The organism is Paraburkholderia sp. Ac-20336 (assembly GCF_017105025.1).
Lineage (GTDB): Bacteria > Pseudomonadota > Gammaproteobacteria > Burkholderiales > Burkholderiaceae > Paraburkholderia.
Genome location: NZ_JAAGPS010000168.1, coordinates 1 through 14117 on the forward strand (window position 1 = coordinate 1; position 14117 = coordinate 14117).

A 14117-nucleotide genomic window follows, 5' to 3' on the forward strand; every position below is an offset into this window, starting at 1 on the left:
GCAGCGCTGCTGGCGAGTGGCGCGTGGGATGCCGCGCACGCGCAGGACCGGGTCGCGAAGTCGGACGATCCGCAGACGCAGTCCGCGGTGGCCGACTACAACGCCGGCAATCTCGGCGCGGCGCTGACCGAGTTCCGCCAGGCCGCCGAGCGCGGCAGCCGGCTCGCCGAGTTCAACTACGCGATGATGCTGCTCAACGGCGAGGGCACGCCGGCCAACGTCGAGGAAGGCAAGAAGTGGCTGCGCAAGGCCGCCGACGCGAACATGTCCCACGCGCAGTACGTGTACGGCAAGATGTACGACGATGGCGAGTTCGTCGAGCGCGATCCGGCCGAGGCGCATCGCTGGTTCCTGAAGGCGGCGCAGCAGGGACACGTGCAGGCGCAGCTCGCCCTCGCCAACCAGTTCCTCGACGGACGCGGCACCGAGCGCGACAACCGGCAGGCCTTCGTCTGGTACAAGAAAGCGGCGCAGGGCGGCGACATGACCGCGCAATACGTGACCGGCTCGTTCTACGAACGCGGCGGCGACGGCGTCGACCGGAACCTGAACGTGGCGCGCGCGTATTACGCGGCTGCGGCGGCGCAGGGCGATCCGGCCGCGCGTCTGAAGTATCAGCAGTTGAGCGCGCAACTGCGCGATCAGAAGGAAGTAAAGCCGCAGTAATGACGGCGATGAAAAAAGGGCGCTCCAGGTGGAGCGCCCTTTTGCGCATTGCATGCCGGTTCGTGCGTGCCGTGAGGCGTCGCTAGCTTTGCATCAGGCGCTTCTGGCGCGCGACGCTCATGATGAGCCCGACCGCGATGCCGAGCGTCGTCAGCGCGGTGCCGCCGTAGCTCATGAACGGCAGCGGCACGCCGACCACCGGCAGAATCCCGCTCACCATGCCGATGTTGACGAACGCGTAGGTGAAGAACGCCATCGTCAATGATCCGGCCAATAATCGCCCGAATAGCGTCGCGCCATTGGCCGCGATATAGAGCCCGCGCGCGATCAATAGCATGTATAGCGTGAGCAGCACGATCCCGCCCGCGAGGCCGAATTCTTCGGAAAACACCGCGAAAATAAAGTCGGTGTGCTTCTCGGGGATGAACTCGAGGTGCGCCTGCGTGCCCTTCAGCCAGCCCTTGCCGAGCGGGCCACCCGAGCCGATCGCGATCACCGCCTGGATCGTGTGGAAGCCTTTGCCGAGCGGGTCCGAGGTCGGATCGAGCAGCGTGCAGATGCGGTGCTTCTGGTAGTCGTGCATTAGCGGCCACTGCACCTCGGGCTGACAGATCTTGTCCTGGAACGCCGCGATCGACACGACCGCGATCACGCCCGCGATCAGCACCGGCACGATCAGCTTGAAGCTCAGGCCCGCGAAGTAAATCACGAATAAGCCGGCCGCGAATACGAGCACGGCCGTGCCGAGGTCGGGTTGCTTGGCGATCAGCCCGACCGGCACGATGAGAATCACGAAGCCGACCAGGTAGTCGTACCAGTGCATCACGCCTTCGCGGCGCTGGTAGTACCAGGCGAGCATCAGCGGAGTCGCGATCTTCAGGATTTCCGACGGCTGGATCACCACGCCGACGTTGATCCAGCGCTTCGCGCCCTTGCGCGTGAGGCCGAACATCGCGACCGCGACCAGTAGCGCGATCCCGAACGTATAGAGCGGGACCGCGAAGCGCATCAGCGTATTGGGCGGCACATTGGCGAGCGCCCACATCAGCACGAACGTCAGCAGGATGTTGCGCAACTGGTCTTCCACGCGGCCGGGCATGTCGAGCGTCGCGCTGTACAGCGTGACGATGCCGACGCACAGCAGCAGAAACACGATCAGTGCGAGCGGACGGTCGAAGCCCACGAACATCCGTTTGATGCGGTCGAGCCAGGCGCGCTTGTCGAATTGCATGCCTTTCTCCTTATTCGTCGATGCCGCCGGCGGCCGGCCGGCGTGGCGACGCGTCCTGAGCGGCGTCCTCGCGCGACGGCGCCGCGGCGTTCGGCGTCGGCTCGCTCGCCGGACGGGGTTTGCGTGGCGCGCCGGATGAGCGCGCCGTGGATTTTTTCGCGGCGGCGGACGCCGAAGCCGGTTTGGCCGCCGAGGCTGCCTGCGCTGCGGATCCGGCCGGTGCTGCCGGAGCGGATGCCGCGGCGGCAGAAGCGGCCGAAGCCGCCGATGCCCCATTCGCGGCCGAAGCCGCCGATGCTGCCGACGCCGCGACAGCCGCCGATGCGGCCACGGCTTCCGAGGCGCCGGGAACCGGCAATGCCGTGAAGCCCGCCGCGATCCTGATCGGCTGCGTGCTGTCCTTCGAAGGCGGCGCGTCGCCGACCTGCGGCGCGGACGCGTCGAGCGTCGCCGAAGCCGCTGCCGCGACGGCGGCTTCCTCCGCCCCCGGCTTGTTCCTGCCGATCAGGTAGTAGTCGAGCACCTTGCGCGCGATCGGGCCGGCCGCTTCCGCGCCCCAGCCGCCGTTTTCGACGATCAACGCGACCGCGATCTTCGGCTGCTCGACCGGCGCGAAGGCGATGAAGAGCGCGTGGTCGCGCAGACGCTCGGCGAGTGCGTGACCTCTGTAGTTCGCGCCTTGCAGCGAGTAGACCTGTGCCGTACCGGTCTTGCCGGCCGCCTGGTACGGCGCGCCGGCAAACACCTTGGCGGCCGTGCCGTTGGTGACCACGCCTTCCATCGCGCGTTTGATGAAGTCGATGTCCTGCTGCCTGACCGCGATCTTGTCGCTCGGATCGCGCACGACCGGGCGCGTTTCCTTCGTGATCGGATTCTCGATGTCGCGCACGAGGTGCGGCTTCATCACGACGCCGTTGTTGGCGAGCGTGGCGGTCGCATGCGCGAGCTGCAGGATCGTGAACGAGTTGTAGCCCTGGCCGATACCGAGGCTGATCGTCTCGCCTTCGTACCACTTCTGCTGTTCGGGGCGGCGGTACGCGTGGCGCTTCCAGTCGGTCGACGGCAGGATGCCCTTGGCCTCGCCCGCGATGTCGATGCCGGTGATCTGCCCGAAGCCCCACGGCTTCATGAAGTTCGCGATGTTGTTGACGCCGAGGTCATGCGCGAGCATGTAGAAGTACGTGTCGTTCGACACGACGATCGCGCGGTTCATGTCGACCCAGCCTTGGCCCGAACGCACGTCGTTGCGGAAGGTGTGGCCGCCGAACGTGTAGTAGCCGGGGTCCTGGAAGCCCCAGCCCGTGGTGCGCTTGTGCAGCGTCAGCGCGGCGAGCGCCATGAACGGCTTGTAGGTCGAGCCCGGCGGATAGGTGCCGTGCAGCGGCCGGTTCAGGAGCGGATGGTCGGGCGAGTTGTTGAGTTCGTCCCAGGTCTGCTGGTCGATGCCGTCGACGAACGAGTTCGGATCGAAGCTCGGCGCCGACACGAACGCGAGCACGTCGCCGGTGGACGGCTCGATCGCGACGAGCGCGCCGCGGCGGCCGGCGAAGGCCTGCTCGGCCACCTGCTGCAAACCGATGTCGAGCGACAACTCGAGGTTGTTGCCGGGCGTCGCCTGGGTGCGCGACAGCGTGCGCACGGGCCGCCCGCCCGCCGTCACCTCGACTTCCTCGAAGCCGGTCTGACCGTGCAGCTCGGTTTCGTAGCTCTGCTCGATGCCGATCTTGCCGATGTAGTCGGTGCCCTTGTAGTTGTTGGCGTCGAGGCGCGGATCGTAGTGATCGGGATCGCTGTCGTTCTGGTCGCTCGCGTCGTCGATGCGGTCCTGGTCGCGCTGCGAAATCCGCCCGATGTAGCCGATCACGTGCGCGGCGGTCGGCCCGAGCGGGTACTGGCGGAACAGCCGCGCGCGCACTTCGACGCCGGGGAAGCGGAAGCGCTGCGCGGTGAAGCGCGCGACTTCGTCGTCGGTGAGGCGGGTGCGGATCGGCAGGCTTTCGAAGTTCTTCGAGTCTTCCTGCAGCTTCTTGAAGCGGCGGCGGTCGCGCGCGTCGATCGAGATGACCGTGGCCAGATTGTCGATCACGTTGTCGAGCGAGTCGTTCAGCTTCGACGGCGTGATTTCGAGCGTGTAGGCCGAGTAGTTCTTCGCGAGCACGACACCGTTGCGGTCGGTGATGATGCCGCGGTTCGGCACGATCGGCGCGACGGAAATGCGGTTTTCGTCGGCCTGCAGCGAGTATTTGCTGTAGTGCCAAACCTGCAGGAACAGGAAGCGGAAGCCGATCAGCCCGAAGCAGACGAACACGAACAGGCCCGCCGCCGCGACGCGCAGGCGGAATTTCGTGAGCTGCTGTTGAGTGTCCTTGAATTCGGTCATGCGATTTAAGCAAAAGGCCGGCGCGCGGCCATCCAGAGTGTGCGCCCAAACCGGCCGGGACCGGTGGCAGGAACTGCAATGCGCGTCGGGCGGGCTGGCGGCGCGGGCTTTACGGCGACGTGTCGCGGCAAAGCGGCCGGCGGGCCCGAAGCGGGATCAAATGGGCCGCGTGTCGTCCGGATCGGCCGGGCGGCGTTGCGGCATCAGCAGCAGCACGCTCGCGAGCGGCCACAGTGCGGCTTCGACAAAACCGTCGATCAGGTAACTCCAGCCCGGGAACGCCGCGCCGGTCAGCAGACGGATCACGAACGGCACCAGTTGCGCGACGACGAGCAGCGGCATGACCGCGAACGTTTGCACGCCGAGCGACATCCACAGCACGCGGCGATGGATCGTGATCGCGCCGTACGACAGCAGCGTGTACGCGAGCGCGTGCTCGCCGAGCAGGCTCGCGTTGTGCACGTCCATCAGCAGGCCGAGCAGGAACGCGATGCCCATGCCGACCTTGCGCGGCTGGTGCACGTTCCAGAACAGCAGCACGAGCGCGACGAAATCGGGCACGCCGGCGAGACGTCCCCACGGCATCAGGTTCAGCAGGAACGCCGCGGCGAGGCTGAACGCGATGAAGTACGGATTGACCGGCTGCAGGATGTATTGCGGGCGGTTCATGGCTGAGCCCCCGGCGTGGCTTGCGGCTTCGCGGTCTTCGCGGCGGCCGGCTTGTCGGCCTTCCTGTCGGCGGATTTCTCGGACTTCTTCTCGGTAGCGGCGTTTTTGGCCGGGGCCTTTTCCGTGGCTTTGGCGGCGGGTTTTTCGGCTGCGGCCTTGTCGCCGGCGCTCTTGTCGCCGGGCTTGGCTGCGGATTTCTCCGCCGTGCCCTTGCTGTCTGCCGCCTTGCCGCCCTTCTTCGCTTTCGCATCCTTCGCGGCCGTGGCCGCGTCGGGTTCGTCGGCCGGGCGCGGCGGCACGTTGTCCTGAACGTGCAGCACCAGCACCTCGCGCGCGCCGCGCACCGCCGCGACCGGCAGACTGACCACGCGCGCAAACGCGGTGTCGGCCTGCTTGTCGACGCGCACGACCTTCGCGACCGGCAAGCCCGGCGGATACACACCGTCGAGGCCGCTCGTGACGAGCTCGTCGCCGGTCTGCACGTCGGCGCTGATCGGCACGAAGCGCAGATCGAGCGTGTCGCCCTTCGGCGTGCCGTAGATCACGCTGCGCAAGCCGGTGCGCAAAATTTCCACCGGCACGGCCTGATCCTTGTCGGTCAGCAGCGTGACTTCGGCCTGCAGCGGGAACACGCGCGTGACCTGGCCGATCACGCCGTTTTCGTCGACGACCGGCGAGCCGTTCTGGATGCCTTGCTGCGCGCCGTGTCCGATCACGACTTTCTGCGTGAACGGATCGCGCGTGTCGTACTGGATTTCGGCCGGCAGCGATTGCGTGGTCAGGTGCTGCGATAGTTGCAGCAGCGCGCGCAGATGGGTGTTTTCGGCAGCGAGCGTCGCGGCCGTGTTGGCCTGCTGCGAAAGCAGCAGATCTTTCGCGCGCAGCTTTTCGTTTTCGCCGCGCAGCGTGGCGCTCGTCACGGCGAGATCGGCGGCGCCCATGAAGATGTCGCGCGGCACGAGCGCTGCGCGCTGCAACGGATAAAGACCCGCGCCGAGCACGCCGCGGACGATTTCGAGCGTCTGGAAGCGGGCATCGGAGATCAGCAGGGCGATCGCCAGCACGACGAAGAACACCAGTCGGGCGAGAGCCGAGGGGCCTTGCTTGAACAGAGGCGGCGGACTGTATTCCATGGTCGGCGCCGGGGGCGTGAGCGGTTGGGTGAGACGGCGGCGCGAGAGGCGCGCGCGGTCAGCGCGTGGCGGCTGGGCGGCCCAGCCAACGGCAAAGCGGCCCGCAAGGGGCCGTGTGCCAGATCCGCGCTACTGACATGGGAGAAAAGCTCGCTTACTCGTACGAGAAGATGCTGCCGAGCTTGTCCATGCGTTCGAGCGCCATGCCCGAGCCGCGCACGACGCAGGTCAGCGGGTCTTCGGCGACGAGCACCGGCAGGCCGGTTTCTTCCGCGAGCAGGCGGTCGAGGTCGCGCAGCAGCGCGCCACCGCCGGTCAGCATCATGCCGCGCTCGGCGATGTCGGCGCCGAGTTCCGGCGGCGTTTGCTCCAGCGCGATCTTCACCGACGAGACGATCTGGTTCAGCGGATCGGTCAGCGCTTCGAGAATTTCGTTGCTCGAGATCGTGAAGCTGCGCGGAATGCCTTCCGACAGATTGCGGCCCTTCACTTCCATTTCCTTGACTTCGGAGCCCGGGAACGCGGAGCCGATTTCCTTCTTGATGGCTTCGGCGGTCTGTTCGCCGATCAGCATGCCGTAGTTGCGGCGGATGTAGTTGACGATCGCTTCGTCGAACTTGTCGCCGCCGACGCGCACCGAGCCCTTATAGACGATGCCGCCGAGCGAGATCACGCCGACTTCGGTCGTGCCGCCGCCGATGTCGACGACCATCGAGCCGGTTGCTTCCGACACCGGCAGGCCCGCGCCGATCGCGGCGGCCATCGGCTCTTCGATGAGATAGACCTGCGAGGCGCCCGCGCCGTGCGCGGCTTCCTTGATCGCGCGGCGCTCGACCTGGGTCGAACCGCACGGCACGCAGATGATGATGCGCGGCGACGGCGAGAACATGCGCGATTCGTGAGCAGTCTTGATGAACTGCTTGATCATCTGCTCGGTGACGGTGAAGTCGGCGATCACGCCGTCTTTCATCGGGCGGATCGCCTCGATGTTGCCCGGCACCTTGCCGAGCATCTGCTTGGCTTCCTTGCCGACTGCCTGAATGGTTTTCTTGCCGTTGGGACCGCCTTCCTGGCGGATCGAGACCACCGACGGTTCGTCGAGCACGATGCCCTTGCCACGCATGTAGATGAGCGTGTTGGCGGTGCCGAGGTCAATCGCCAGATCGTTGGAGAAGTAGCTGCGCAAAAAGCCGAACATTCAAAATCCTGTCTCGCTGGGGGCCGGGCCTCGCACCGTATGCGTAGGGCGGCAGCGGAAAAAATAACAGCTCCAGCCGGGCGAAGCGGCGCCACAGGAACTTGAAGCTGCGAGGGAGTCTACCGGAGGCCGTTGCAGAGCCAGGGCGGAAAGCAACGGACGTTCTTGGGGAAGGGTCCGTAAGGCCTTGGTAAGTCGGTCCGGGTTTGGGTCGAACGCGTAATGATACCTTATAATTTTGGATGTTTTGAAGGAAACGGAGGGCACTTTTTGCCGTTGCCGTTCCTTTTTCGGGATTGTCCTATCGTGTCGTAACCCGCTGTTACAGCGGGTTTTTTTCAAGTGTGACGACACTCCACCTCTTTCCGGTGACTGCATGGCTCTGACCCTGACCGATGTTAAGCGCATCGCGCATCTCGCGCGGCTCGAACTGGCTGATGCCGACGCCGAGCACACCCGTGCCCAGCTCAATGATTTCTTCGGCCTCGTCGAGCAAATGCAGGCGGTCGATACCACCGGCATCGCGCCGCTTGCCCACCCGATCGAGCAGATCGAAGACGTCGCGCTGCGTCTGCGTAACGACGTCGTGACCGAGACGGTCGAGCGCGAGGCTTTTCAGCGCCCGGCGCCGGCCGTGCAGGACGGTCTGTATCTCGTGCCGAAGGTGATCGAATAAGCCGCGTTCGCACATGTCCCGCGCGGCTCGCGGGCAAGCGCCCTGCGCTTCGCGCGGCGCAGCCTCTCGCGGGTGGTCCGGCCGGCGCCGCGCACGGTGCGCCGCAAGCTTTCCCGGCCCGGCTTGCCGGCGGGCAGCCGAACGCCTTCACGGCAGCGTGACCACGCTGCCGCGCTTTCCAGGATAAAACGCAATGCATGAAAAAAGTCTGACCGAACTGCGCGCCGCACTGACGGCCAAGGAATGCTCCGCAGTCGAACTGGCGCAGCTGTACCTGAAGCGGATCGACGCGGCCAATAGCCTGAACGCGTTCATCCAGGTCGATCCCGAGTTGACGCTCGCGCAGGCGAAAGCCGCCGACGCGCTGCTGCACGGCGGCGAGGCGGGCCCGCTCGTCGGCCTGCCGATCGCGCACAAGGACGTGTTCGTCACGAAGGGCTGGCGCTCCACGGCCGGCTCGAAGATGCTCGCGAACTACGAAAGCCCGTTCGACGCGACCGTGGTCGCGCGTCTCGCGAACGCCGGCATGGTGTGCGTGGGCAAGACCAATATGGACGAATTCGCGATGGGCTCGTCCAACGAGAATTCGTACTTCGGCGCGGTGCAGAATCCGTGGGATCGCAAGGCCGTGCCGGGCGGTTCGTCGGGCGGCTCGGCAGCGGCCGTGGCCGCGCGTCTCGCGCCCGCCGCGACCGGCACCGACACGGGCGGCTCGATCCGCCAGCCGGCGTCGTTCTCGGGCATTACCGGCATCAAGCCGACCTATGGCCGCGTGTCGCGCTACGGCATGATCGCGTTCGCGTCGTCGCTCGATCAGGGCGGCCCGATGGCGCAGAGCGCCGCCGACTGCGCGCTGCTGCTCAACGCGATGGCCGGCTTCGACGAGCGCGATTCGACGAGCCTCGCGCGCGAGGACGAAGACTACACGCGCTATCTCGGCAAGTCCTGGCAGGAAGGCGGCGCGGCCAAGCCGCTCGCCGGTCTGCGCATCGGCCTGCCGAAGGAGTACTTCGGCGCCGGTCTCGCGGACGACGTGCGCGCGTCGATCGACGCGGCACTCAGGCAGTACGAAGCGCTCGGCGCGACGCTCGTCGACGTCTCGCTGCCGAAAACCGAACTGTCGATCCCGGTCTACTACGTGATCGCGCCGGCGGAAGCCTCGTCGAACCTGTCGCGTTTCGATGGCGTGCGCTTCGGCCATCGCGCGGCCGAGTACCGCGATCTGCTCGACATGTACAAGAAGTCGCGCGCCGAAGGCTTCGGCCCCGAAGTGAAGCGCCGCATTCTGGTCGGCGCCTATGTGCTGTCGCATGGCTATTACGACGCGTACTACCTGCAGGCGCAGAAGATCCGCCGCATCATCGCGCAGGACTTCCAGGAAGCGTTCAAGCAGTGCGACGTCATCATGGGGCCGGTCGCGCCTTCCGTTGCATGGGACCTCGGCGCGAAGGGCGACGATCCGGTGCAGATGTATCTGGCCGACATCTACACGCTGTCGGTGAGCCTCGCCGGCCTGCCGGGCATGAGCGTGCCGTGCGGCTTCGGCGCGGGTGCGAATGCGCAGCGTCCGGTCGGTCTGCAGATTATCGGCAACTATTTCAACGAAGCCCGGATGCTGCAGGTGGCCGACGCGTTCCAGCGCGCCACCGACTGGCATCGTCAGGCACCGGCAGGAGTGTGAGCACCATGACCAAGCAATGGGAAGTCGTGATCGGTCTGGAGACCCACGCGCAGTTGTCGACGCAGTCGAAAATCTTCTCGGGCACCGCGACGCAATTCGGCGCCGCGCCGAACACGCAGGCCAGCCCCGTCGACCTCGCCCTGCCGGGCACGCTGCCGGTCATGAACCGCGGCGCGGTCGAGCGCGCGATTCAGTTCGGCCTCGCGATCGGCGCGACGGTCGCGCCGCGCAGCATCTTCGCACGCAAGAATTATTTCTACCCCGATCTGCCGAAGGGCTACCAGATCAGCCAGTACGAAATTCCCGTCGTGCAGGGCGGCCAGGTGACGATCCAGGTGCCGGCCAATGAAAAGGCGGGCAAGGAAGCGTACGAGAAAACCATCAACCTGACGCGCGCCCACCTGGAAGAGGACGCGGGCAAGTCGCTGCACGAAGACTTCGCGGGCATGACCGGCATCGACCTGAATCGCGCCGGCACGCCGCTGCTCGAAATCGTCACCGAGCCGGAAATGCGCAGCGCGGCCGAGGCGGTTGCCTACGCGAAGTCGCTGCATACGCTCGTCGTGTGGCTCGGCATCTGCGATGGCAACATGCAGGAAGGCTCGTTCCGCTGCGACGCGAACGTGTCGGTGCGCCCGCTCGGTCAGGCTGAATTCGGCACGCGCGCCGAGATCAAGAACCTGAACTCGTTCCGCTTCCTCGAAGAAGCGATCCAGTACGAAGTGCGCCGCCAGATCGAACTGATCGAAGACGGCGGTACCGTGGTGCAGGAAACGCGTCTGTACGATCCGGACAAGCGCGAAACGCGCTCGATGCGCAGCAAGGAAGACGCGCATGATTACCGCTATTTCCCCGACCCCGACCTGATGCCGCTCGTGATCGACGCCGCGTGGGTCGAGCGCGTGAAGAGCGAGATGCCGGAGTTGCCCGAAGCGATCCAGCAGCGCTTCGTATCGCAGTACGGCCTCACGCCCTACGACGCGAACGTGCTGACGTCGGGCAAGGCGATGGCCGCGTACTACGAGGCGGTGGTCGCGAAGGTCGGTCCGGCCAACGCGAAGGTCGCGGCGAACTGGCTGATGGGCGAAGTGTCATCGCAACTGAATCGCGAAGGGCTCGAGATTGCCGCGTGCCCGGTGTCGGCCGCGCAACTCGCGCTGCTGCTGCAACGCATTGCCGACGGCACGATCTCGAACAAGATCGCGAAGGAAATTTTCCTCGCGATCTGGGAAGAAAAAGCCACCGACGAAGCCGCCGCCGACCGCATCATCGAGGCGAAGGGCTTGAAGCAGATTTCGGATACCGGCGCGCTCGAAGCGATCATCGACGAAGTGCTCGCCGCGAACCAGAAGTCGGTCGACGAATTCCGCGCCGGCAAGGAGAAGGCGTTCAACGCGCTGATCGGCCAGGCGATGAAGGCGACCAAGGGCAAGGCGAATCCGGCGCAGGTGAACGAACTGCTGAAGAAGAAGCTGTCCTGAGTCGATGCAGTGCGGCGCGAGCGGTGACGCTCGCGCCATGACGGGCTGTTGCCGGAAACGAAAGTAGGGCAACGGCCCGTTTCATTTGGCGGTCCCGCTTGGGCGAGTCCCTCGAACGCAGATCACGGAGTGTGTGCATGGCGAAGCAACCCGAACTCGACGATTTCCGCGTGCCGTGTTTCGACGACGGCAAAAAGAAAAACCGCTTCTCGCTGGGAGATTTCGATCCGGCGGCAAAGCCGTTTTCGAGCGGCTCGAAAGACGCGGATCGCGCGCGGCTCTCCGAGATCGGCGTGCTGCTCGACAATCTGCAGGAGCGCCTGCATGCGCAGAGGAAACGCCGCGTGCTGCTCGTGCTGCAAGGCATGGACACGAGCGGCAAGGACGGCACGATTCGCGCGGTGTTCCACGAAGTCGATCCGCTCGGCTTGCGCGTCGTGCCGTTCAAGGCACCGACGCCCGTCGAACTGGCGCACGATTTTCTGTGGCGCGTACATGCGCAGGTGCCCGCGGCCGGCGAGCTGACCATCTTCAACCGCAGCCACTACGAAGACCTGCTCGTGCCGACCGTGCTCGGCGAACTCGATGCCGAGGCGTTCGAGCGGCGCTGCGCTCATATCCGCCAGTTCGAGGAGATGCTGAGCTGCAGCGGCACGACCCTTCTCAAGTGCATGCTGCACATTTCGAAAGACGAGCAGCGCGCGCGTCTGCAGGCGCGTATCGACGATCCGAACAAGCACTGGAAATTCGACGTGTCGGACCTCGAAGCGCGCAAGCAGTGGGACGCGTATCAATCGGCGTATGACAACGCGCTTGCCGCGACGTCGACGGAATACGCGCCGTGGTACGTGATTCCCGCCGACTCGAAGACACATCGCAACGTGATGGTGGCCGAACTGCTGCTGCGCACGCTCGACGCGCTGAAGCTCGAATATCCGCCTGCGAAAGAATCGCTGAAGGGCGTCAAGGTCGAATGAAAACGGCTCGACGCCCCGGCTTTGGAAACGAATCGAACCTAAGAGGAACACCATGTTGCGTGTGATTACCGCGAACCTGAACGGCATCCGCTCGGCGGCGAAGAAGGGCTTTTTCGACTGGTTCGGCGAGCAGAAAGCCGACGTGCTGTGCGTGCAGGAAATCAAATGCTCGCAGGACGACATGACACCGGAATTCATGGCGCCGCACGATTTCACCGGCTATTTCCAGCATGCGGTGAAGAAGGGCTATAGCGGCGCGGGCGTCTATACGCGTCACGAACCGGACGAGGTGGTGATCGGCTTCGGCAGCGAGGAGTTCGATCCCGAAGGGCGCTATGTCGAACTGCGCTTCGGCAAGCTGTCGGTGATTTCGGTGTACGTGCCGTCCGGTTCGAGCGGCGAGGAGCGCCAGCAGGCCAAGTTCCGCTTCATGGACGAGTTCATGCCGCATCTGGCCGAGCTTTCGCGCGAGCGCGAGGTGATCGTGTGCGGCGACGTGAATATCGTCCACAAGGAAATCGACATCAAGAACTGGAAGAGCAACCAGAAGAACTCGGGCTGCCTGCCGGAAGAGCGCGCGTGGCTCGACAAGCTGTTCGACGAAGTCGGCTATGTCGACGTGTTCCGCACGCTCGACCAGCGCCCGGAACAGTACACGTGGTGGAGCAATCGCGGCCAGGCGTATGCGAAGAACGTCGGGTGGCGGATCGACTACCAGATCGCGACGCCGGGCATCGCGGGCAAGGCGAAGCGTACCGACGTGTTCCGCGACATCAAGTTCAGCGACCATGCGCCGCTGACCGTCGATTACGACCACAAGGTCAAGAAGTAAGGCGCGCGCCTCGGTGCCGGCCCATGGGCGCCGGCTAAACCGGGGCGTAAGCCGCAGCGCGCCCGGGTGGCCCGCGTCTTCGGGCCGGACAGGGAGCGGTCAGTTGCGCGCCTGCTTGCGGACCGGCCGGCCGAGGCCCGCGTAATCGGGCAAGGCGTCGACGCTCTTGCCGATTGCCTTCGCGTAGAGCGGCAGCATGTCCGGCAGCCGCTTGATGATGTCCTCGCGGCGCGCCGGCGTGTACGGATGCACGTAGATGAAGCCGTGCTCGCGGCTGCTGCCCGTGGCCAGCGCGAGCTTGTCCCAGAGCGTGACCGCCGCGCGCGGATCGAAGCCCGCGCGCGACGCGATTTCGCTGCCGATCACGTCGGCTTCGGTTTCGTCGGTGCTTTCGTACTTCATTTCCAGCAGACGCGAACCGATGCCGAGCGGCGCCATGCCGAGATCGGCGAGTCCGAACAGTTGCGGGATCGTGCCCGACGAATCGAGCTGTCTCTCCTGAAGCTGACCGAGCCGCATGCGCGCATGCTCGCGCAAGGCGTGGGCGATCTCGTGGCCGATCAGCATGCCGAGTTCGTTGTCGTTCAGGCGCACCCGGTCGAGCAGTCCGCCATAAATGACGATCTTGCCACCCGGCAGGCAGTACATGCGGATGTCGTTCGAGCGGATGACGGCCAGGTCCCACTTCCAGCCCTTCGCGCGCTCGTTCCATTTCAGCGAGTACGGAATCATCCGGTCGACGATCGAGCGCACGCGGGTGACGTGCGGGTCGGTGTCGCTATAGAGACGGTTCGCGTGCTCGGCGCCGTAGACGATCTGGCCGAATTCCTCGGTGGCTTGCGCCTCGAGTATCGGCGACGGGATCAGGTTGCGGAACACCATGTAGCCGCCATAACGCAACTGCGGGCTGACGTAGTAGGGCGGCGGAACGGCGGCGGCCTGCGCGGAAGCGCCGGCGGGTGCCTGGGTGGGTGCTTGGGTAGGTGCTTTCGCGGCGGCGGACGGTTGTGACGGCTGCTGAGCCTGGGCGGCTTGAGGCGCGGACCCGGGCGCGGCACTCCCGCTGGTGCTGGGCGCGCTTGTGTTCGTGCCACTGCTGGCGGCGTTGCTGATCCCGCTGCTCGCGCTGTTGCCTGCGCCGCCGCTCGCGCCGGGTGTCGCCGCGGGCGCGCGTTCTTCGCTCGCCGCGGATG

12 protein-coding genes are annotated in these 14117 nt (G+C 65.7%); 6 read left to right on the plus strand and 6 right to left on the minus strand.

The features are described from left to right. Positions 1–6 precede the first annotated feature (6 nt). Complete coding sequence (locus GXB81_RS28370; protein WP_241016554.1) at positions 7–666, plus strand: sel1 repeat family protein; 660 nt, start codon at positions 7–9, stop codon at positions 664–666. Between the two features lie 82 nt (positions 667–748). Here the strand turns inward: GXB81_RS28370 and rodA are convergent, their stop codons facing one another. From rodA to GXB81_RS28395, 5 genes are all read right to left on the minus strand, one after another. Beyond that, positions 749–1897, minus strand: coding sequence for a rod shape-determining protein RodA (rodA, locus tag GXB81_RS28375; RefSeq protein WP_205990932.1), 1149 nt, complete (start codon positions 1895–1897; stop codon positions 749–751). A gap of 10 nt (positions 1898–1907) precedes the next feature. After that, entirely contained in the window at positions 1908–4277 is a 2370-nt protein-coding gene (mrdA, locus tag GXB81_RS28380) for a penicillin-binding protein 2 (protein WP_205990933.1), read from the minus strand. A gap of 156 nt (positions 4278–4433) precedes the next feature. Beyond that, positions 4434–4946 (minus strand): rod shape-determining protein MreD, encoded by a 513-nt coding sequence (mreD, locus tag GXB81_RS28385; protein ID WP_167042135.1) that lies wholly within the window; start codon positions 4944–4946, stop codon positions 4434–4436. Next, on the minus strand, positions 4943–6079 hold the full coding sequence (gene mreC / locus GXB81_RS28390) for a rod shape-determining protein MreC (protein ID WP_205990934.1): 1137 nt from the start codon (positions 6077–6079) through the stop codon (positions 4943–4945). Before mreC ends, mreD begins: the two co-directional genes overlap by 4 nt. A 154-nt stretch (positions 6080–6233) precedes the next feature. Further along, positions 6234–7277 (minus strand): rod shape-determining protein, encoded by a 1044-nt coding sequence (locus tag GXB81_RS28395; RefSeq protein ID WP_004189550.1) that lies wholly within the window; start codon positions 7275–7277, stop codon positions 6234–6236. 376 nt (positions 7278–7653) lie between these two features. Here GXB81_RS28395 and gatC point away from each other — a divergent pair, with 376 nt between their 5' ends. From gatC to GXB81_RS28420, 5 genes are all read left to right on the plus strand, one after another. Then, positions 7654–7953, plus strand: a complete 300-nt coding sequence (gene gatC, locus GXB81_RS28400) for an Asp-tRNA(Asn)/Glu-tRNA(Gln) amidotransferase subunit GatC (RefSeq protein ID WP_167042139.1) — start codon at positions 7654–7656, stop codon at positions 7951–7953. A gap of 193 nt (positions 7954–8146) precedes the next feature. Then, on the plus strand, positions 8147–9634 hold the full coding sequence (gene gatA / locus GXB81_RS28405) for an Asp-tRNA(Asn)/Glu-tRNA(Gln) amidotransferase subunit GatA (protein WP_205990935.1): 1488 nt from the start codon (positions 8147–8149) through the stop codon (positions 9632–9634). A gap of 5 nt (positions 9635–9639) precedes the next feature. Then, complete coding sequence (gene gatB / locus GXB81_RS28410; RefSeq protein WP_205990936.1) at positions 9640–11115, plus strand: Asp-tRNA(Asn)/Glu-tRNA(Gln) amidotransferase subunit GatB; 1476 nt, start codon at positions 9640–9642, stop codon at positions 11113–11115. A 137-nt stretch (positions 11116–11252) separates the two neighbouring features. Then, complete coding sequence (locus GXB81_RS28415) at positions 11253–12092, plus strand: PPK2 family polyphosphate kinase (protein ID WP_167042146.1); 840 nt, start codon at positions 11253–11255, stop codon at positions 12090–12092. A gap of 52 nt (positions 12093–12144) precedes the next feature. Then, on the plus strand, positions 12145–12924 hold the full coding sequence (locus GXB81_RS28420) for an exodeoxyribonuclease III (RefSeq protein ID WP_205990937.1): 780 nt from the start codon (positions 12145–12147) through the stop codon (positions 12922–12924). Positions 12925–13023: 99 nt separating this feature from the next. Here the strand turns inward: GXB81_RS28420 and GXB81_RS28425 are convergent. Next, positions 13024–14117, minus strand: a 1094-nt coding sequence (locus tag GXB81_RS28425) for a M48 family metallopeptidase (protein ID WP_241016553.1), incomplete at its 5' end; no start/stop codon positions are given.

What these genes read in the sequence shown, in the direction of transcription:
- rodA (WP_205990932.1), bottom strand. Translation starts at nt 1,897, where the DNA reads ATGCAATTCGACAAGCGCGCCTGGCTCGACCGCATCAAACGGATGTTC.
- mrdA (WP_205990933.1), bottom strand. Translation starts at nt 4,277, where the DNA reads ATGACCGAATTCAAGGACACTCAACAGCAGCTCACGAAATTCCGCCTG.
- mreD (WP_167042135.1), bottom strand. Translation starts at nt 4,946, where the DNA reads ATGAACCGCCCGCAATACATCCTGCAGCCGGTCAATCCGTACTTCATC.
- mreC (WP_205990934.1), bottom strand. Translation starts at nt 6,079, where the DNA reads ATGGAATACAGTCCGCCGCCTCTGTTCAAGCAAGGCCCCTCGGCTCTC.
- GXB81_RS28395 (WP_004189550.1), bottom strand. Translation starts at nt 7,277, where the DNA reads ATGTTCGGCTTTTTGCGCAGCTACTTCTCCAACGATCTGGCGATTGAC.
- gatC (WP_167042139.1), top strand. Translation starts at nt 7,654, where the DNA reads ATGGCTCTGACCCTGACCGATGTTAAGCGCATCGCGCATCTCGCGCGG.
- gatA (WP_205990935.1), top strand. Translation starts at nt 8,147, where the DNA reads ATGCATGAAAAAAGTCTGACCGAACTGCGCGCCGCACTGACGGCCAAG.
- gatB (WP_205990936.1), top strand. Translation starts at nt 9,640, where the DNA reads ATGACCAAGCAATGGGAAGTCGTGATCGGTCTGGAGACCCACGCGCAG.
- GXB81_RS28415 (WP_167042146.1), top strand. Translation starts at nt 11,253, where the DNA reads ATGGCGAAGCAACCCGAACTCGACGATTTCCGCGTGCCGTGTTTCGAC.
- GXB81_RS28420 (WP_205990937.1), top strand. Translation starts at nt 12,145, where the DNA reads ATGTTGCGTGTGATTACCGCGAACCTGAACGGCATCCGCTCGGCGGCG.